We start from the raw sequence: 18414 nt of genomic DNA on the forward strand, positions 1-18414 counted from the left end.
AATCACTGGGGAGCAGGACAGCGTGCCGACGGGTCGAGTGAAGTGGTACGACCAGGAGAAGGGTTTCGGGTTCCTCACCAGCGACGATGGCGGCGACGTCTTCGTGCACAAGGCGGCGCTGCCGACTGGTGCGGGTGAGTTGAAGACCGGCCAGCGGGTCGAGTTCGGGGTGGTTGACAGCCGCAAGGGCGCTCAGGCGATGCACGTCAAGTTCGTCGATGCGCCGCCCTCCGTGACCGAGGCCCGCGCTGTCGCCAGCCGCCGCCAGCCGGACGAGTTGCACGGCCTGATCGAGGACATGATCAAGGTCCTCGAGGCGAAGATCCAGCCTGACCTGCGGCGGGGGCGCTACCCCGACCGCAAGATCGCGAAGACCGTCGCCGAGGCGGTCCACCTCGTGGCGCGGGAGCTGGAAGTCTAGGTTTCTGTTGCTCGTCTGGGTTGCTGTTGCTTGCTCAGTGCTTTGTTCAGGCGCCGACGAGGGGTGTGGCTGGGACCAGCCCCTCGGCGGCGGCCCTGGTCAGCAGGGCGTCGACCGCTGCGTGGCCGTCCGGGCCGAGCGACGAGGTGAACTCGTTGACGTACAGGTTGATGTGCTGGTCGACGACCGGCTGCTCCATCTCCTGGGCGTGCGCCAGCACGTAGTCACGGCTGCGGGACGGGTCGGCCCACGCCTGCCGGACCGACTCCTTGATCCACGCGGTCGCCTGCTCCGGGTCGACGCGGTCGCGGTGCGCGATGATCGCCCCGAGCGGGATCGGCAGCCCCGTGTCACCCTCCCACCACTCGCCGAGGTCGGCGAGCGCGTGCAGGCCGTGCCGCTGGAACGTGAACCGCGCCTCGTGGATCACCAGTCCCGCGTCGAACTGCCCCTTGGCCACCGCCGGCATGATCTCCGCGAACGGCACGATCTCCACGCTCTTCGGCGGCGCCCCGGCCGACCACAGGCGCATCAGCAGATACGCGGTGGTGCGGTCACCCGGCACCGCCACCGTCCTGCCCTCCAGGCTGGTGATCGCCTGGTCCTTCACCAGCACCAGCGGCCCGCACCCCCGGCCGAGCGCCCCGCCGCACGGCAGCAGCGTGTATTTGTCGAGCAGCCACGGCAGCGCCGCATAGCTGACCTTGACCAGGTCGAACGCACCCCGCTCGGCAGCGGTGTTGGTGACGTCGACATCGGCGAACGTCACGTCGAACGCGGGCGCCCCCGGCACCAGCCCATGCGCGAGCGCATGGAAGACGAACGTGTCGTTGGGGCACGGCGAGAATGCGAGCGAGAGCGTCACAACCCCGAATCTAACGCCGTTCGCCGCCACCGCACGACGAGTCGCGAAACGCCCAGTGTGACCCTTACTACGCAGTCGACACCCGTGAATCCCGCCCTGTGCCCGGGGCGAGGATCACCGCCAGAGCCGCGCTGCTCGCCGACCACCCAGTCAATGGCGTGCCAGGCGGCGCCGCGCTGGGGCCGACACGGCTCGGCGTCCTCGATCACCTGGGGCGCCGAGTGGGCGACGTCACCCGGCGCCCGCCGAGGCTGGCCACGGTCACGGGTGACGCGCAGTGATCTGAAGATGGCGGATCCAGGCAGCAGGGGTGTGGGCCGTCAAGGCATGGGCGATCTCTCCGGCAGCCGCGGGGTCGGTCTTGTACTGGTGGCGGCAAGGGCTCTGGCTGTGCGGTGGCGGCGGAGGCTGGCCGCCGTCGACTCAGGCCCGAGGACTTGCGGCCGGTGCAGGCGGCGTGATCCGGTCCGGCCAGTCGGTGGTGCGGGCGGCTTGACTGGGCGCGGCCGAGTCGGTGGTGCGGAGGTGGCGTGATCCGGCCTGGCTGGGTCGGTGGTGGGGCGTGAGTGGGTTCGGCCGGTCGGTGGTGGTGCGGAGTGACGTGGTCGGGTGTGGGGTCAGCGGCCGGCGAGGGTGGCGAAGGCTTCGCGGAGGGTTTCGAGGGCTTGGGGGATGCGCCAGGCGGCTCGGTCGCGAGGGCCGACGGCGTTGGAGATGGTGCGGATCTCGCCGAAGGCGGTGCCTGGCCAGAGGCGGGCGGCGGCGGCGACGCCGAAACCCTCCATCGCCTCGGCGACGGCGTCGGGGTGCCGCTTCTGGATGGCCTCCTTGGTCTCGGCCGTGCCGGTGACCGTGGAGACGGTGAGGACGGGGCCGCCGACCGCCTCGGGGAGGGCCTGGCGCAGGGTGCGGAGCAGGGCCGGGTCGGCGTCGTAGCGGCTGGTGCCGAAGCCGAGGTCGTCGACGCTCTCGAAGCCGTCGGCGCCGGCGGCGCCCAGGTCGGCGCCGATGCTCTCGGTGGCGACGACGAGGCCGCCGATCTCGACGCGCCCGGCGAAGCCACCGGCGATCCCGGTGGAGAGGATCACGCCGAAGGGCCGGCCGTCGTGAACGGCGGTCGTCGCGAACTGGGCCGTCACGGCCGCCGCGGCGGCGGGGCCGACCCCGGCGGCGACGACGACGATCGGGGCGCCGGACTCGAGGTCGTCGGGCTGCGGGTCGGTGATGCCGAGGCCGGCGAGCACCTTGGCCCGCTCGACCTCGACAGCGGTGACGATCAGCGCGCGGTCATGTCCCAGGAACGGTCTCATCGGTCGTCATCCTCCAGGGACCTGGTCGAGTCGATGCCAGACGGGCGGTACAGCGAGTATCCAGGAGGTGCCAGCGGCGCCGTCCCGTCGTCCACGTCGACGGCGGGCATACGCCGGGTCGCGTCGGTGGGCCGGCGCGGCCCGGCCGGGCCACCCGCAGGCGAGTCACCCCGTGCCGGCGAGCCGGAGCCGCCACCCGAGCCCGCACCTGCGCCAGAACCAGAGCTCGAGCCGGAGCCGGCGGCTGGGCCGGTGCCGGCCGGTGTGTTCGCGGGGTCGGCGGAGCGGCGGCGCCACCCGAACCGGCGGCGGGAGCCATCGCCCCCGGCACTCTGATCGACGGTCTGGGTCTCGTCGCTCGTGCGGGACTGGAACGGCATCCGCCGGGTCGCCCCAGCCCCAGCCCCAGCGCCGGCCCGGGAACCGCCGGAGCCACTTGTCGCAGCGCCCGTCCCGCCGCCCGACGCCGAGCCGGCAGGACGGGGCACGGTGGTGGCATCGGACCCGCCCCGCTGGCCGGACCCGCCGCCGCTTCCGGACCCGCTTCCGGAACCGCTGCCGGAACCGCCCGGCCTGCCCGACCAGCCACCCGAGCCGGCGGAACCGCCGCCGGGCGCACCAGGCCCGCTGGCCGAGCTGCCGGCGGCGACAGGGTCAGTGGCCTGCTCGTCGTGGTCGAGAGGGGCGCCGCGGAGGCGCTCCTTGCGCAGGGCGACCGCCGACCAGACGGCCTTGACCGCGCCGAGCGTGATGAACACGGCGGCCACGATCATGCCCCAGCCGCCGGTGAACGGGATGAGCCCGACGGCGCCGCCGAGGACCCAGGCGACCATGAGCAGCGTCTCGGAATGGGCGAAGGCGCTGGCCCTCACCTGCTCGTCGGCGCGCTCCTGGATCGAGGCGTCGACGGCGAGTTTGGCCAGGCCGCTGGCGATGGCTGTGACCAGGCACAACAGCGCGACCGCGCCGAGCGAGCCGCGGTCGGCGGCGATCAGCGCCACGAACGCCGTCAGGCCGATGCCGACCGCCTGCAGCAGGGCGGGCCGATGGATGCGCAGCCGGGTGCCCACGGCGGTGGCCAGGAAGGAGCCCACGCCGAGTGCGCCGGCCACGATCACGACCGCCACCTTCTCGGACAGCTGCCACGGGCCGAGGCCGACCGGCAGCGAGCGCTCCTTGATCGCGAACGCCAGGAACAGCGTCAGGAACCCATAGAGCGCGCGCAGGGTCGCGCTGCCGATCAGGGCGCCGATGACGACCCGGCCGGCGAGCACCTTCGCGCCGCGGTGGCTCGGCCGCTGCAGGACACGCGGGACCTGCTCGGGCGGGTCGGAGTCGGCGCGCGGCGGCAGCCGCAGGGACGTTACCATCCCGTAGAAGAACACGATGATCGACAGTCGCAGCGGCCACTGCGGGCCGAACTGGGCCGCGATCAGGCCGACGGGCAGCACCAGAGCGCCCGCGAACGTGCCGTAGACGGAGGCACGGGCGCCGGCCTCGGACAGGCCGAGCCCCTTGGGCAGCACGCGGGGGACCGCGGCGCTGCGGGCCACGCCATAGGCCCGGGACAGCACGAGCATGCCGAACGCGGCCGGATAGAGCGCCCAGCCGGTGAGGTGCTCGGAGATCAGGACCGCGAGGAAGGCCCGCCCGAGCATCGTGACGGCGAGCGCGTAGCGGCGGCCGTGCCGGAACCGGTCGAGCACCGGCCCGACGATCGGCGCCAGCAGCGCGAACGGCAGCATCGTCACGATCAGATACAGCGCGACCCGGTCGCGGGCCTGGCCCGCCGGGACGGAGAAGAAGATGGTGCCGGCGAGCCCGAGCGCGACGAGGGTGTCGCCGGCGCAGGAGGCCGCGTGCAAATCGAGCAGGCGGAGCATGCCGGTCTCGCCGCCGGCGCCCTTCTGGCGGACGCGCAGCAGGTTGCGCCCCACGAAGCGGCTGGCCTTGGCGCCGCCGACGGTGGCGACCCGTGCTGCCCGCGCGGTCGTCACCACGGTCTGCGCCACACCTCGAATCACCGACATGCCCCCATCCTGAACCATGGGTGCGACAGTTTCCGGCCACGCCGGGGCCACCGTGCTCGCCGGGCGTGGCGATGAGGAACAATGGTGGGGTGACAGCCTCGACTTCCCAGACCCGTTCCAGCGGCCGCGCGGGGAAGCCCGACCAGGTCTGCGCGGACGCCGTGGAGATCGCCCGCCTCGGGCTGGACGTCGTCGATCCCGAGCACATCGGCGAGCATCTCGGCGTCGTCTCCGAAGGTGAGCGGCTCGTCACACATTTCTTCGCCTGTGGCCTGCCCGGATACCGGGGCTGGCGCTGGGCGGTGAGCGTCACCAGGATCCCGCGCAGCAAGCAGGTGACGATCTGCGAGTCGACGCTGCTGCCCGGCCCCGAGGCGCTGCGCGCCCCCGAGTGGGTGCCCTGGCAGGAGCGGCTCCAGCCCGGCGACCTGGGTGTCGGCGACCTGCTGCCGACGCCGCCGGACGATGTACGACTGGCGCCCGGCTATGTGCAGTCCGACGACCCGGCGGTCGAGGACGTCAACTGGGAGCTCGGTCTCGGCCGGGTCCGCGTGCTGTCGCGCGAGGGGCGGCTGGACGCCGCGCAGCGGTGGTATGACGGCGACCGGGGCCCCAACGCGCCCATCTCAGTGGCCGCGCCGAGCTCCGCCCGGTGCGGGTCGTGCGGCTTCTACATGCAGCTCGCCGGCTCGATGCGGCAGGCGTTCGGCGTGTGCGGCAACGAGTACGCGCCCGACGACGCCCAGGTCGTCTCCGTCGACCACGGCTGCGGCGCGCACTCCGAGGTGCTGATCGAGCAGGTCCAGGCGGTCGACGAGCTGCCAACGGTGTTCGACGACAGCGAGGTCGAGTCGGTGTCGGTCAGCCGGGCGCACGGCTCGGTCGACGAGTCCGAGCCCGCCGAGCCCTATGGGCACGGCTGAGTCCGGCTATCAGGAGCGACCGTCGCGGGTGCTGGCCGCGACGGTCTGGCGGCTGAGCCCGGACCCGGGCAACGAGGACGGCGAGTTCCGCATCCTGCCCGACGGCTGCATGGACGTCATCCATCAGCGGGGCGGCGAGCTGCTGGTGGCGGGCCCCGACACGGTCGCCAAGCTCGGGAGGAGCCCGGCCGGCCTCTCGTACACGGGGATCCGCTTCGATCCGGGGACCGCTCCGGGCCTGCTCGGAGTCCCCGCGGACGAGCTGCGCGACCAGCGGGTGCCCTTGGCGGCGCTGTGGCCCTCCGCGCGCGTCAGGCGCCTCACCGAGCTGCTCGACGAGGCCGCCGACCCGGCTCGCGCGCTCGAGGACGCGTTCCAAGGGGCGGCATCCGAAAGGAACGACAAACCGGACGAGCTGTGGGTGCCAGCGGTGGTCGAGCGGCTCAGGGCACGGCGGCCGGTCGCGGCGATCGCCGCGGACGTGGGCCTCAGCGAGCGCCAGCTGCACCGCCGTGGCCTGGGCCTTTTCGGGTACGGGCTGAAGACCCTCGCCCGGATCCTCCGCGTCAACGCGGCGCTGGACCTGGCCCGCGGCGGCATGCCGTTCGGCCTGGTGGCCGCCGCCAGCGGCTACGCCGACCAGGCGCACCTCTCGCGGGAGGTGAAAGCGCTGGCCGGCGCGCCGCTGCGGGAGGTCATCGGATAGCGCTGTAGAGGTCGACGGGGTTGCCGTCGGGGTCGTGCAGGATCGCGTACCGCTGGCCCCAGAAGGCGTCCCAGGGTGCCTTGTGCCCGCCGTACCCTGCGGAGATCAACGAGTCGTAGACCTTGTCGACCTCGGCGGGCGTGTCGCACTCGAAGCCGATGGCGGACCGGCCGGTGCCGACCGGCGGCGTCCATTCGGGGTCGAACGAGCGGATCGTCTCCTCCGTGTCCCACGCGATCCTCATGCCGCCGCCCAGGCTGCACTCGGCGTGCGGGGCGGCGTCCTGATCGGCCGGGATGTCCAGCCCGAGCTGCCGGTAGAAGGCCAGTGACCTGGCCATGTCCGTCACGACGATGCCGATGTAGTTCAGTGTGGGTGCCATACCCCAGAGGCTAGGCGCCGCCGGTCTCCCCGGTCTTGAACGAATCGGACGCCGCCCGCCGGCGCTTGCGGTTCCGGTCGTGGACGACCATGGTCAGCCCGCCCGGAATGCCCCACAGCACTCCGGCCACCGCGATGCCGAACCAGTCGCCGTGCCCGGCGTCGGCCAGCTCGTCGCGGAACGGCAGCATCACGAGCACCGCGAGGATCCACAAGCCGATCCCGGCGAGGGCGAACGGCACCATCGGCGGGTCGAGCGGCTTCGGCTGGCTGGTCACGCCCGACACGGTACTCCCGTGATCGCGAACACAGGTCGTTAGCCAAGCTTATTAGGTAAGCTAACGATTGTGATGGTGCGAACTCCGAAGATCACTGGCGCGCAGCTGGCGGCGGCGTTGCGGGACAGCATCACCCGGCTCAACCGCAGGCTGCGGCAGGCCCGGCCGATCGGCGACCTGACGATCACCCAGCTATCCGCATTGACCAGCCTCGAACTCAACGGCGCGCTGACACCCCGCGAGCTGGCCGACGCGGAGCGCGTGCAGCCGCCGACGCTCACCAAGATCGTCGCGAAGCTGGAGGAACGCGGCCTCGTCCAGCGGACCCCGCACCCGACCGACGGCAGGCAGGTCATCCTCGCCGCGACCGAGTCCGGCCGGGCGGTCGTCGTCGAACACCGCCGCGCCCGCGACGAGTGGCTGGCCAGGCGGCTTGCCTCGCTCTCCCCGGACGAGCGCGAGACGCTCGCGAAGGCGGCCGAGATCCTCGGCCGATTAGGTCGAAGCGAATGAGCGTCTTCAGTTCGCTGAGGGTCCGCAACTACCGGTTGTTCAGCACCGGACAGTTGGTCAAGCTCCTCGGCACATGGATGATGTTCGTCGCGCAGGACTGGCTCGTCCTGCAGCTCTCGCACAACTCCCCGACTGCGCTGGGTGTCGTCACCGCGCTGCAGTTCACTCCCGTTCTGCTGCTCACACTGTACGGAGGGCAGCTCGCCGACCGGTTCGACAAGCGCCGGCTGCTCCTCTTCGCCAATGCCGGATCGGCTCTGGTCGCGACCCTGCTGGGCGTCCTGGTCGTGACCGGCGTCGTGACCCTCTGGTGGGTCTTCGTGACGGCCGGCCTCTTCGGCGTGATCAGCGCGATCGAGACGCCGGTGCGGCAGGCGTTCGTCTCCGAGCTCGTCGGTCCAGAGCTGCTGCCCAACGCGCTTTCGCTGTCCGCCGCCACGTTCAATGCCGCACGGGTCGTCGGGCCGGCGGTCGCGGGGCTGGTCATCGGGCTGCTGCACGAGCGCACCGGCCCGATCTTCCTGTTGACGGCCGGGCTGTGTCTCGCGCCGCTGGTGGGGCTCTCCCGCATGCGCACCGCCGAGCTGTTCCGGGTGGACCGGCCGCCGGTGTCGGCCAGCGATGCCCGTACCGCCGACGGACTCCGCTACGTGAAGCGCCGCCCCGACCTCAGTCTCGCCATTCTCCTGGTGCTCGTCGTGGGCCTGTTCGGCTTCAACTTCCAGCTCACCCTCGCGGTCCTCGCCAAGGTCGAGTTCAAGGTCAACGCGGAGTACTTCGGCCTGCTCACCACCGCGCTCGCCGTCGGCGCGCTCGGCGGTGCCCTGGCCAGCTCCCGCCGCCGCGCCCGCCCCTCGGCCTACGTGGTGCTCGCCGCCGCGGTGCTCTTCGGGGGGTTCGAGACGCTGGTCGGGTTCGCGCCCACGTTCGTCACGGCCGTGCTGCTCCTCCTGCCGACCGGCTTCTTCATGATCTACTTCGCACAGGCCGCCAACCAGCGCGTCCAGCTCGGGACGGACCCGGAGTTCCGAGGGCGGGTGATGGCGCTGTACGTCCTGGTCTTCCTCGGCACCACGCCGCTGGGCGCGCTGGTCATCGGCTGGTGCTCCGAGCGGTACGGGCCGCGCTCCGGCATCTGGGTCGGCGGGCTGGTGTCCGTCCTCGCCACGCTGGTGATGGGCGCCATGCAGCTGCGCAGGGTCGGCGGGAAGGTGCGGGTGCACCTGCGGCCGAGCCCGCACCTGCACGTCTTCGAACCGGCCCGCAAGGACACCCCCGCCTTTGAGCTGCGGGTCCCGGCCGTTCGCTGATTTTTTGTCGTACCCATGTGGTTAGGTCGCGGGCATGGAGCGATCGCGATTGCTGGAGTGTCTTGCCGCTGACTACGGGCGGCTTCGGGAGGTGGCGGCGTCGGACCTGACCGCGGCGGTGCCGAGCTGTCCCGGCTGGACCGTCGCCGACCTGGTCAGGCACGTGGCCGAGGTCTACCTGCACAAGGCCGAGTCCATGCGGCTCAACGCCTTCCCCGACCCCTGGCCACCGGCCGGCCTCGACGCCGAGGGGCCGATCGCGCTGCTCGACCGGGGCTATGCCGACCTCGTCGCCGAGTTCGCGGCCCGTGCCTCCGACGAGCCGTCGCGCACCTGGCACGAGCCCGACCAGACCGTCGGCTTCTGGGTCCGGCGGATGGCACAGGAGACTGTCATCCACCGCCTCGACGCCGAGCTGGCGCTCGGGGTGCCGGTCGCCGAGATCCCCGACGACCTGGCGATCGACGGGATCGACGAGGTGCTGAAGCTCTTCGTCGACTACGGGTCGCACGCGTGGCGGGAGGAGTTCGAGTCGGTGCTCGCCGACGCCAAGGGCCGCACGGTGATCGTCGGCGTCAACGGCGGGCCGGGCTGGCTGCTCCGCACCGATTCGACCGGCGCCACCGTCACCGACGCCGACCCGTCGGCGTCCGCCACGATGCTCTTGGACGCCACGGTGAGCGGGACGGCGCCGGGCGTGCTGCGCTGGCTCTGGTCCCGCGAGTCCCCGGGCGTCTCGGAGGTCGTGCCCGAGGGCGACGACACCGCCTTGGCCGAGCTGCGCGGGCTGCTGGTGGCCTCGACGCAGTAGGCACGCCGTCACGCCCGCCTGCCGCTGTCCGGGCGGGCCGGTCGCCAGTCTGGCCGCCGTGTTGGTTGTCAGGTCGGTTGCCGGGTGGGGCTCGGTGGCCGGCTGTGCGAGCGCGGTGCATGGCGATTGCTGCACGGGCGCGACGGTCGCCAGGCAAAGCCGGGGCGAGCAGGCAAGGCCGGGGCGGGTGGGCGAGAGCCGTGGGGGCGCAGGGCCTCAAAGGCTCGGGCTGCGGGATCGGCCCGTGGGGGCGGCAGGCCTCACGGGTTCGGGCTGCGGGTTCGGCGTGCGGGTTCGGCGTGCGGGTTCGGCCTGTGGGGGCGGCCTGTGGGATCGGCCTGTGGGGGCGGCAGGCCTCACGGGCTCGGGTCGCGCGGGCTCGGGCTGTGGGGTCGAGTCGTGGGGGCGGATCACGGGGGTCTGGCCACCTGACTCGGAGGTCGGGCGTCGGACTGCGGGCTTCCGTGCCACGGCCGGCCGCGGGGGCTTCGGACTACCCCGGCGCGCTGGTGTCGTGGGGCAGGGCGTGGCAGTCGGGACGGTTGATTCAGAAGGGAGCGTGCGGGCGGCAGCAGGTTGCGGTTGCTGGTGGGGCGAGATCGGCCGACCGACGGGGGCGGCCGATCGAGCAGCGAAGGCGCCGTCGTGCGGCATCGCGTCCGGGTGAGATGCGGTCACGGCAGCGCCCGGAGCGACCACTTCGATCAAGCCGGACCACGAGGACCACGGGTCCGAGCCCGGCGCCCGGATTCGCTGGTCAGCGATGCCTCACAAGGAAGCCGGCAGCGGCACGGACACAGACCTGCCGGCATCCGCCGGGCGCTGCGGCGCTGGAGGAGTCAGCGCGGTGGCGGGGCGGGCTGCCGGGGTGAGGGTTGACGGGGGTGGGGATGATCGAGGGCCGGACGGCAGCACGGTCTCGGCGGGGCGGTCCGGTGGCGACGAGGGGTGCCACCGGACCGCCCCGGTTTCGTCGGGGGCGGGGGCTGGCGGAAGTGGGGCGCGGATGGTTGCGAGTCGGTGCCGAAGTTGGGTTGATCGGTGGCGGTCGCTGTCTGCGGGGGCTTAGCCTCGGAGTGTGGGCGTGCTGCACGGCCTGCTGGTCGTCGGTGCCATCGGGCTGATCGCCGTGGCGCCGTGTCTGGTGTGCCTGCTGCTCATCTCCGCGGACGAGATGCTGGAGCGCGGGGTGCGGGCGGTCAAGCGGGGCGGTCGGGGGATCGGTCGGGGGATCAGGAAGGTGCTCGTCCGGAAGGCGGGCAGGCCCGGGTGGCAGGACGGGCGGGTGCGGCGGTGGTGGCACCTGAGCTGGGCGGGGCGGGTGCTGCACACGGTGGCCGCGGAGAGCCCGCCGGCGCCGGCGGGGCCGCCGATCGAGCAGCTGGCAGGGGACCTGCGCCGGCTCAACAGGCTGCGGATGGGAGTGGCGACCAGGTCGCCCGTGTGGTTCAACGCGGTGCAGCGGGCCTATGACGAAGCGTTGCGGGTCGCGTGCGGACAGTTGGGGGTCGACCAGTACCTTGGCGAGGTGAGCGGGGTCGATCTGGAGGTCGAGCGGTTGCGGGTCGAGGGTGAGCTGCAGCGGGCGGGGCTGGCGTTGCGCGACACGAAAACCGGGCAGCGGTGAGGTTGTTCATCGCGGCGTACCTGCCGGCGGAGGTCGAGCGGCACTTCGCGGGGATGGTCGGCGGGCTCAACGTGGCCAGGCCGATGCCGGAGGGGCGCTCCGTGAGGCTCGTGCCGGCCGGGCAGTGGCACCTGACCCTCGCGTTCCTCGGTGAGGTCGAGGACGAGCGTAAGGACGACGCGGTCGAGCTGGTCCATGGGCTGCGGGAGCAGGGGCCGGGGCCGGTGGTGCGGATCGCCGGGGGTGGCAGGTTCGGGCGGGGGAAGTTCACCACGCTGGTCGCGAAGGTCGACGGGGAGGTGCAGCCGCTCGGCGACGCGGTGCGCCGGCAGCTGAAGAAGCGCAGGCTGCCGTTCGACCGGCGGCCGCTGCAGCCGCACGTCACGATCGCCCGGCCCGGGGACCGGTTGCCCGCGGGGGAGCTGGAGAGCGACCTGGAGACGCTGCACGGGTATCAGGGGCCGCAGTGGCACGCGGACGACGTACGGCTGATGAAGAGCGAACTCGGGCCGCGGCCCACCTACGAGGTGCTGGCCACGGCCCGGGACACGTGAAGCTTTACCAGGCCCAGGCTTCCGGGCCGGGGCCGCCGTTGCCGACGGGCGGGAAGAGCTCGTCGAGCCGCTGCAGCGTCGCCTCGTCCAGCGGGAGCGACAGGGCGCCGAGCGTCGAGTCGAGCTGCTCGACGGTGCGCGGGCCGATGATCGGGGCGGTGACGCCGTCCTGGGCCAGGAGCCACGCGAGGGCCAGGTTGGACGGGTCCACGCCGAGCGAGGCGGCGAGCTTCTCGTAGGCCTCGATCGCGGCGCGGTGCTTCTCCAGGCCTTCGGCGGCGCGGCCTTCTGAGGACCGGCCGGCGGAGCCCGCGGCGGCCTTCGCGATGGCGCCGCTGAGCAGGCCGCCGTGCAGCGGCGACCAGGGGATGACGCCCAGCCCGTACTGGCGGGCGGCCGGCAGCACCTCCAGCTCCACCGTGCGGGCCATGAGGTTGTAGATGCACTGCTCGGCGACCAGGCCGAGGAAGTGCCTGCGCTGCGCCGACTCCTGGGCCTGGGCGATGTGCCAGCCCGCGAAGTTGGACGAGCCGACGTAGAGGACCTTGCCCTGGGCGACGAGCACCTCCATCGCCTGCCAGATCTCCTCCCACGGCGTGCTGCGGGAGATGTGGTGCATCTGGTACAGGTCGATGTAGTCGGTCTGGAGACGCTTGAGCGACGCATCGGCCTCGGCGATGATGTGGCGCGCGGAGAGGCCCTGACCGTTGGGCCACTCCTGCATCTTGCCGTAGACCTTGGTGGCGAGGACGACCTTCTCGCGCCGGCCGCCGCCCTGGGCGATCCAGCGGCCGATGATCTGCTCGGTGACGCCCTCGCCGAGCTTCCACCCGTAGACGTTGGCGGTGTCGAAGAAGTTGATGCCGTGGTCCAGGGCCCGGTCCATGATCGCGAAGCTGTCAGGCTCGGTGGTCTGTGGCCCGAAGTTCATGGTGCCCAGGCACAGGCGGCTGACCGAGAGGCCGGTCCGCCCGAGGTTGGTGTACTCCATGACCACCAACCTATCCCGCAAACCTCAGCTGGTTTCCCGAGCGGCGGAAGGCGCCCCGCCGAACAGCACGTCGTCCCAGCTCGGCAGGCGCTTGCGCGGCTTCTCCGCGGTGGCCGGCTGCTCGGGAGAGGCGGCCGAGGGCGTGTTGCGGCGCGGGCGGAGCACGGCGAGCGACGGCACCGCCGGGATCTCCTTGCTCTGGTCGCTGTCGTCGTCGAACGGGGAGCGGCCGATCAGCGCGGCGGCGCCGCGGGCCCGGTTCTCACCCTGCGCGACCGGGGCGGGCGCGGCCGGCTCCTCGGAGGAGCCGGGAGCGGCGCCCAGCGGACGGTCGAGCGACGCGAGCAGCGCGTCCCGCCCGGCCCGGATCGGGTCGTTGGTGAGCGCGCCCAGCCCGCGGCCGCGGCGCTCCGGCTGGACGGTCGACGGCTGGACGTTGGACGGGCGGATCAGGTCGTGCCCGCCGCTGCCGTGCCGCAGCGGGTCGGGGCGCACGCCGAGGTCGCCGCGGCTGGTCTCGCCGCGGCTCGGCAGGGCGCGGTCCGGCGCCGGCGGCTCCTGGCCCAGCACGTGCGGGGCGCGCTCGGTGCACAGGTACTGCGCCATGTCGTCGTGCGGGGCGACCTGCTGGCGGGCCTTGTCGAGCTCCCACACGGCCTGCGCGGTCGCCTTGCCGCTCGGCCACGTGGCGGTGATCCGCCAGGTGCCGTCCTCGCGCCGGTACGCGTCCCAGGAGATCTTCTCGGTGTCGATGCCGTGCTGGCCGAGGCGCGCGTCGACGACCTCGGCGAGCGAGGAGCCCTTGTCGGACGTCTTCAGCCGGGTGCGGCGGGCGTGCTGCGCGAGCATCGCCCGCTCCTGCAGGACGGGGCCGGCATAGCGCAGGACGCGGTCGACGGGGACGCCGGCGACCCGGGCGACCTCCTCGGCGGACTCGCCGGAGCGGATGCGGGCCTGGATGTCGCGCGGCGCGAGCTGCGAGGCGGCGGTCTCCATCGTCGCGGTCGCATGGCTCTGGTCGGGGCGCAGCGCGCTCTGGACCCGGTCGTCGATCGGGAGCGCGAGCAGTCGGCCGACCTCATCGGCGAGGACGAACGCTTGGCCGTCCTCGGAGAGGGCGACGAATCGCACAGGCCGCATAGCGTGCCTCCGTCCCACCCGCATCGGCGCCGACTTTCCCGGCACCACTCGGTCACAGTACGCGTAACCCTAGCTGGAACGAAGTGTGCCGCGCCGACAGAAAGCAAACAGGAACGCCCGCCACCTCAGCAAACAGGCGGCGGGCATTCGTACACACAAACTAAAGTCGCTCGATGACGTAATCGATGGACGCCGTCAGCGCCTCGATGTCGGCGGGGTCGACGGTCGGGAACATCGCGATCCGGAGCTGGTTGCGGCCGAGCTTGCGGTAGGGGTCGGTGTCCACGATCCCGTTGGCGCGCAACACCTTGGCCAGCGCCGTCGCGTCGACGGACTCGTCGAAGTCGATGGTGCCGACGACGTTGGAGCGGACCGAGGCGTCGGCGACGAACGGCGTCGCGACCGGCGAGCGCTCGGCCCAGCCGTACAGGATGGACGCCGACTCGGCGCTGCGCTTGGTCGCGAACGACAGGCCGCCACCGGCCAGCATCCAGTCGACCTGCTCGGCGGTGAGGAAGATCGTCGACAGTGCCGGCGTGTTGTAGGTCTGCTCGAGGCGCGAGTTGTCGATCGCCGTCTGGAGGTCGAAGAAGTCGGGGATGTACCGGCCGGACTCCTTGATCTCCGCGACCCGGGCGATCGCGGCCGGCGACATGATCGCGATCCACAGGCCGCCGTCGGAGCCGAAGCACTTCTGCGGGGCGAAGTAGTAGACGTCGGTCTGCGACACGTTGACCTCGAGGCCGCCGGCGCCCGAGGTGGCGTCGGTCAGCACCAGCGCGCCCTCGTCGGCGCCGTCGACGCGCTGGACCGGCACGGAGACGCCCGTCGAGGTCTCGTTCTGCGGGGAGCAGTACGTGTCGACGCCGGCCTCGGCGCGCAGGAACGCGGCGGTGCCCGGGTCGGCCTTCACGATCGTCGGGTCGCCGATGAACGGCGCCTTCTTCGCGGCGCTGCCGAACTTCGCGCCGAACTCGCCGAAGCTCGCGAACTGCGCACGGTCGCGGATCAGGCCGAAGACCGCGATCTCCCAGAACGCGGTGCTGCCGCCGTTGCCCAGGACGACCTCATAGCCGTCGGGGATGCTGAAGAGCTCGGCGAAGCCACGGCGGAGGCGGGCGACCTCGTCGCGGACGGTCTTCTGCCGGTGGCTGGTGCCGAGGTACGAGGTCGCGACACCGGCGAGGGCCTGCACGGCCTCGGGCCGGACCTTGCTCGGGCCTGAACCGAAGCGGCCGTCGGCGGGCTTCAGCTCATCGGGAATGCGGATGTCGACCATGTGGGTACTCCGGGATGCGGCGGCGGGCGGGCAGGTACGGGTACCCCGCGAATCCTGCCACCTCCGCCGCCGCGATCCAGGTCGATTCAGCATCGAGGGCGACGCGCGTCACACCGGACGCGCGGCGCGTCACGCCACGTTGGACCAGCCCTCGACGTCCTGCGGCTTGCGCGGGCCGGGGCCGACGTACGTCGCGGACGGCCGGACCAGGCGGCCCAGCTCCTTCTGCTCGAGGATGTGCGCGCTCCAGCCGGCGACCCGGGCGCAGGTGAACATCGACGTGAACATGTGCGCGGGGACCTCGGCGAAGTCGAGGACGACCGCGGACCAGAACTCGACGTTGGTGGCGAGGACCCGGTCGGGGCGGCGGGCGTGCAGCTCGGCGAGGGCCGCCTTCTCCAGGGCCTCGGCGATCTCGAAGCGCGGCGCGCCGAGCTCCTTGGCGGTGCGGCGCAGCACGCGGGCGCGCGGGTCCTCGGCACGGTAGACGCGGTGGCCGAAGCCCATGAGCCGCTCGCCGCGGTCGAGGACGCCCTTCACGTAGCCCTCGGCGTCGCCGCTGCGCTCCACGGCCTCGATCATGCCCAGCACGCGCGACGGCGCGCCGCCGTGCAGCGGGCCGGAGAGCGCGCCGATGCCGGAGGAGATGCAGGCCGCGGCGTCGGCACCGGTGGAGGCGACGACCCGGGTGGTGAACGTGGAGGCGTTCATGCCGTGCTCGGCGGCGGAGATGAAGTAGGCGTCGACGGCCTTGACGTGCCGCGGGTCGGGCTCGCCCCGCCAGCGGCGCATGAACCGCTCGACGATCGTGTCGGCCTTGTCGATCTCCTTCTGCGGCACGGCCGGCAGGCCCAGGCCGCGGGCGGCCTGCGCGACGAACGACAGGGCGGTGACGCTGACCCGGGCGAGGTCCTCGCGCGCCTGCGTGGTCTCGATGTCCAGCAGCTGGCCGAGGCCCCAGTAGGGGGCGAGCATGGCCACCGCGGACTGCACGTCGACCCGGATGTCACCGGAGTGCACGGGCACCGGGAACGGCTCGGCCGGCGGCAGGCCGGGGCCGAACTTGCCGTCGACCAGGAGCGCCCAAACGTTGCCGAACGACACCTGGCCGATGAGATCCTCGATGTCGACGCCGCGATAGCGCAGCGCGCCGCCTTCCTTGTCGGGCTCCGCGATCTCGGATTCGAAGGCGATGACGCCCTCGAGTCCCGGCTTGAAATCGGACATCTCGCACTCCTGCTGGTCTGGGGTGTCTGACTAGGTTTGTTACCCGCCGGTGTTCCCTTTTGTCATCTTCGCCCCGGTGGGGTGCCAGCGCCGACTGAACGGGGGCTCAATGTGTCTTCCGTGACACATCTTCACGCATTTGCGACCGTCGGAGGAAGGATGTGAGCGTGAGACCCAGCACATCGCCGCAAGATTTGTCGCGGATGAGAAACGAGTACAGCGGCGAGCTGACCGAGCAAGGACTCGCCGGGACGTGGCTGGAGCAGTTCGCCACCTGGTTCGCCGACGCGGTCGAGGCGGGCCTTCCCGAGCCCAACGCGATGCTGCTGGCGACCGCCGACGGCAGCGGGCGGCCGAGCGCGCGGACGGTGCTCCTCAAGGGCTATGACCAGCGCGGATTCACCTTCTTCACCAACTACGAGTCGCGCAAGGGCCACGACATCGCGGCCAACCCGCGGGCCTCCCTGGTGTTCCCGTGGTACCCCCTGCACCGCCAGGTCATCGTCATCGGCGCGGTCGAGAAGGTGTCCCGCGAGGAGACCGAGGAGTACTTCGCGATCCGCCCCCACGGTGCCCAGGTCGGGGCGTGGGCAAGTCCACAATCGCGGGTCATCGGATCCCGCGACGAGCTGGAGGCGTTGGTCGCGTCGGTCGAGGCCGCCGAGGGCCCGCTGACGGCACCCCCGCACTGGGGCGGCTACCGGGTCAGCCCCGACGAGGTCGAGTTCTGGCAGGGCCGCCCCAGCCGGTTGCACGACCGCCTCCGGTACACCGGCGGCAAGGTCGAACGGCTCGCGCCTTGAGCGTGCAGGAGGCCCTGCGCAAGCACGTGATCGACGTCCGGCCGCTGCGGCACGTGGCCTACCGGCGGCTGTTCGTGGGCAACGCGGTGTCCTTCTTCGGCGTCCAGTTCACAGCCGTCGCCGTGCCGGTGCAGGTGTACGAGATCACCAAGTCGGCCCTGTGGGTCGGCATCGCCAGCTTCGTCGGCCTGGTGCCGCTGATCGTGTTCTCGATCTGGGGCGGCGCGATCGCGGACGCGTTCGACCGGCGCAAGGTGCTGCTGACCAGCTCGACCCTCATGTGGCTGACGACGCTCGGACTGCTCGCGCAGGCGGTCCTGCACGTGGACAACGCCTATCTGATGCTCGCGCTGATCGCGGCGCAGTCCGCGGCGTTCGGCGTCAACAGCCCCGTCCGGCAGGCGATCATCCCGGCGCTGATCGACGAGGGCGAGGTCGCCTCGGCCAACACGCTGAGCTTCACCGCCTCCAGCGTCTCCTCGATCTTCGGCCCGGTCGGCGCGGGTCTGGTCATCGCCAACGCCGACTTCGCCGTCGCGTACGCCGTCGACGCCGTCCTCTTCACGATCGTCCTGTGGGCGGCCCTGCGGTTGCCGGCCCTGCCGCCGGCCGGGGTCGCGAAGACCACGGGCGGGCTGCGGGACATCCGCGACGGCCTGCGGTTCCTCGCCGGCTCGAAAGTGATCCTGCTGACGTTCGCGATCGACATCGCCGCGATGGTCCTCGCGATGCCGAAAGCGCTGTTCCCCGTCGTCGCCGATCAGCGCTACGGCCCGGCGTCGCTGGGCTGGCTGTACGCGTCGATCGCCATCGGTTCGACGCTCGCCGGTCTCACGTCCGGCTGGATCGGCCGCGTGCACCGGCAGGGCGTCGCGCTCGTGCTCGCCGTCGTCGGCTGGGGGCTCGCGGTCGCGGCCGCCGGCGCGGTCCCGTGGCTGTGGGCGTGTGTAGCTTTCATGGCGCTGGCCGGTGCGGCGGACATGATCAGCGGGGTGTACCGGCAGACGGTGCTCCTCAGCGCCCCCGACGAGATGCGCGGGCGGCTGCAGGGCGTGTTCTTCGCCGTCGTCGCAGGAGGTCCACGTCTGGGTGACCTTCGGGCCGGCTCGATGGCCGACGCGACCGGCGCCACGTTCTCCTGGGTCAGCGGCGGGATCGCGGCCGCCGCGGTGGCCGTCCTCCTGGGCCTGACATTTCCCGTCCTGCTTCGGTACACCGACCGGTCGGACTGACGATATTGTCGCG

The 18414-nt window shown here is 72.1% G+C and carries 18 protein-coding genes and 1 pseudogene; 10 read left to right on the forward strand and 9 right to left on the reverse strand.

Going from position 1 to position 18414, the window contains the following annotated elements; genetic code table 11:
* Positions 1-22 precede the first annotated feature (22 nt).
* Positions 23-421 (forward strand): cold-shock protein, encoded by a 399-nt coding sequence (locus tag ABD332_RS08970; protein WP_344501322.1) that lies wholly within the window; start codon positions 23-25, stop codon positions 419-421.
* A gap of 46 nt (positions 422-467) precedes the next feature.
* On the opposite strand, the gene ABD332_RS08975 is transcribed toward ABD332_RS08970, so the two are convergent.
* The 3 genes and pseudogenes from ABD332_RS08975 to ABD332_RS08985 all read right to left on the reverse strand — a co-directional run.
* On the reverse strand, positions 468-1286 hold the full coding sequence (locus ABD332_RS08975; RefSeq protein ID WP_344501323.1) for a 1,4-dihydroxy-6-naphtoate synthase: 819 nt from the start codon (positions 1284-1286) through the stop codon (positions 468-470).
* 617 nt (positions 1287-1903) lie between these two features.
* Positions 1904-2596, reverse strand: a complete 693-nt coding sequence (locus ABD332_RS08980; RefSeq protein WP_344501324.1) for a futalosine hydrolase — start codon at positions 2594-2596, stop codon at positions 1904-1906.
* Between the two features lie 476 nt (positions 2597-3072).
* A pseudogene (locus ABD332_RS08985) lies at positions 3073-4626 on the reverse strand (MFS transporter); the annotation flags it as partial.
* Between the two features lie 71 nt (positions 4627-4697).
* On the opposite strand from ABD332_RS08985, the gene ABD332_RS08990 reads away from it, so the two are divergent.
* A complete protein-coding gene (locus ABD332_RS08990) occupies positions 4698-5549 on the forward strand; it encodes a DUF3027 domain-containing protein (RefSeq protein ID WP_344501325.1) in 852 nt (283 codons plus the stop codon).
* A complete protein-coding gene (locus ABD332_RS08995; protein ID WP_344501326.1) occupies positions 5536-6255 on the forward strand; it encodes a DUF6597 domain-containing transcriptional factor in 720 nt (239 codons plus the stop codon). The genes ABD332_RS08990 and ABD332_RS08995 overlap by 14 nt, the downstream gene beginning before the upstream one ends.
* On the opposite strand, the gene ABD332_RS09000 is transcribed toward ABD332_RS08995, so the two are convergent.
* Together ABD332_RS09000 and ABD332_RS09005 are read right to left on the reverse strand one after the other, a co-directional pair.
* The gene (locus ABD332_RS09000; protein WP_344501327.1) at positions 6245-6637 is read right to left on the reverse strand and encodes a VOC family protein; all 393 of its coding nucleotides are present in this window, start codon (positions 6635-6637) and stop codon (positions 6245-6247) included. The two genes, ABD332_RS08995 and ABD332_RS09000, sit on opposite strands and share 11 nt — an antisense overlap.
* Positions 6638-6647: 10 nt before the next feature.
* Positions 6648-6881, reverse strand: a complete 234-nt coding sequence (locus ABD332_RS09005; RefSeq protein ID WP_344501459.1) for a DUF2530 domain-containing protein — start codon at positions 6879-6881, stop codon at positions 6648-6650.
* A gap of 105 nt (positions 6882-6986) precedes the next feature.
* Between ABD332_RS09005 and ABD332_RS09010 the strand changes: the two genes are divergently transcribed.
* From ABD332_RS09010 to thpR, 5 genes are all read left to right on the forward strand, one after another.
* Positions 6987-7427 (forward strand): MarR family winged helix-turn-helix transcriptional regulator, encoded by a 441-nt coding sequence (locus ABD332_RS09010; protein ID WP_344501460.1) that lies wholly within the window; start codon positions 6987-6989, stop codon positions 7425-7427.
* Complete coding sequence (locus tag ABD332_RS09015) at positions 7409-8737, forward strand: MFS transporter (RefSeq protein WP_344501461.1); 1329 nt, start codon at positions 7409-7411, stop codon at positions 8735-8737. The genes ABD332_RS09010 and ABD332_RS09015 overlap by 19 nt, the downstream gene beginning before the upstream one ends.
* Positions 8738-8771: 34 nt before the next feature.
* Positions 8772-9548 (forward strand): maleylpyruvate isomerase family mycothiol-dependent enzyme, encoded by a 777-nt coding sequence (locus ABD332_RS09020; protein ID WP_344501328.1) that lies wholly within the window; start codon positions 8772-8774, stop codon positions 9546-9548.
* A 1078-nt stretch (positions 9549-10626) separates the two neighbouring features.
* A complete protein-coding gene (locus ABD332_RS09025) occupies positions 10627-11175 on the forward strand; it encodes a hypothetical protein (RefSeq protein ID WP_344501329.1) in 549 nt (182 codons plus the stop codon).
* Positions 11172-11729, forward strand: coding sequence for an RNA 2',3'-cyclic phosphodiesterase (gene thpR / locus ABD332_RS09030; protein WP_344501330.1), 558 nt, complete (start codon positions 11172-11174; stop codon positions 11727-11729). Before ABD332_RS09025 ends, thpR begins: the two co-directional genes overlap by 4 nt.
* 4 nt (positions 11730-11733) lie before the next feature.
* On the opposite strand, the gene ABD332_RS09035 is transcribed toward thpR, so the two are convergent.
* The 4 genes from ABD332_RS09035 to ABD332_RS09050 form a co-directional block, all read right to left on the reverse strand.
* Positions 11734-12720 (reverse strand): aldo/keto reductase, encoded by a 987-nt coding sequence (locus ABD332_RS09035; RefSeq protein ID WP_344501331.1) that lies wholly within the window; start codon positions 12718-12720, stop codon positions 11734-11736.
* Between the two features lie 24 nt (positions 12721-12744).
* Positions 12745-13860, reverse strand: coding sequence for a septation protein SepH (sepH, locus tag ABD332_RS09040; protein ID WP_344501332.1), 1116 nt, complete (start codon positions 13858-13860; stop codon positions 12745-12747).
* Between the two features lie 160 nt (positions 13861-14020).
* Positions 14021-15139 carry a phosphoserine transaminase gene (gene serC / locus ABD332_RS09045; protein WP_344501333.1) on the reverse strand — a complete coding sequence of 373 codons (1119 nt, stop codon included), beginning with the start codon at positions 15137-15139 and terminating at the stop codon, positions 14021-14023.
* 129 nt (positions 15140-15268) lie between these two features.
* On the reverse strand, positions 15269-16366 hold the full coding sequence (locus ABD332_RS09050; protein WP_344501334.1) for a citrate synthase 2: 1098 nt from the start codon (positions 16364-16366) through the stop codon (positions 15269-15271).
* A 203-nt stretch (positions 16367-16569) separates the two neighbouring features.
* On the opposite strand from ABD332_RS09050, the gene pdxH reads away from it, so the two are divergent.
* Both pdxH and ABD332_RS09060 read left to right on the forward strand, forming a co-directional pair.
* Complete coding sequence (gene pdxH / locus ABD332_RS09055) at positions 16570-17169, forward strand: pyridoxamine 5'-phosphate oxidase (protein ID WP_344501335.1); 600 nt, start codon at positions 16570-16572, stop codon at positions 17167-17169.
* Positions 17166-18401: an MFS transporter gene (locus ABD332_RS09060; RefSeq protein ID WP_344501336.1), complete on the forward strand. Its 1236-nt coding sequence runs from the start codon at positions 17166-17168 to the stop codon at positions 18399-18401. The genes pdxH and ABD332_RS09060 overlap by 4 nt, the downstream gene beginning before the upstream one ends.
* Positions 18402-18414: the final 13 nt, after the last annotated feature.

It is taken from the genome of Dactylosporangium maewongense (assembly GCF_039531485.1).
GTDB lineage: Bacteria > Actinomycetota > Actinomycetes > Mycobacteriales > Micromonosporaceae > Dactylosporangium > Dactylosporangium maewongense.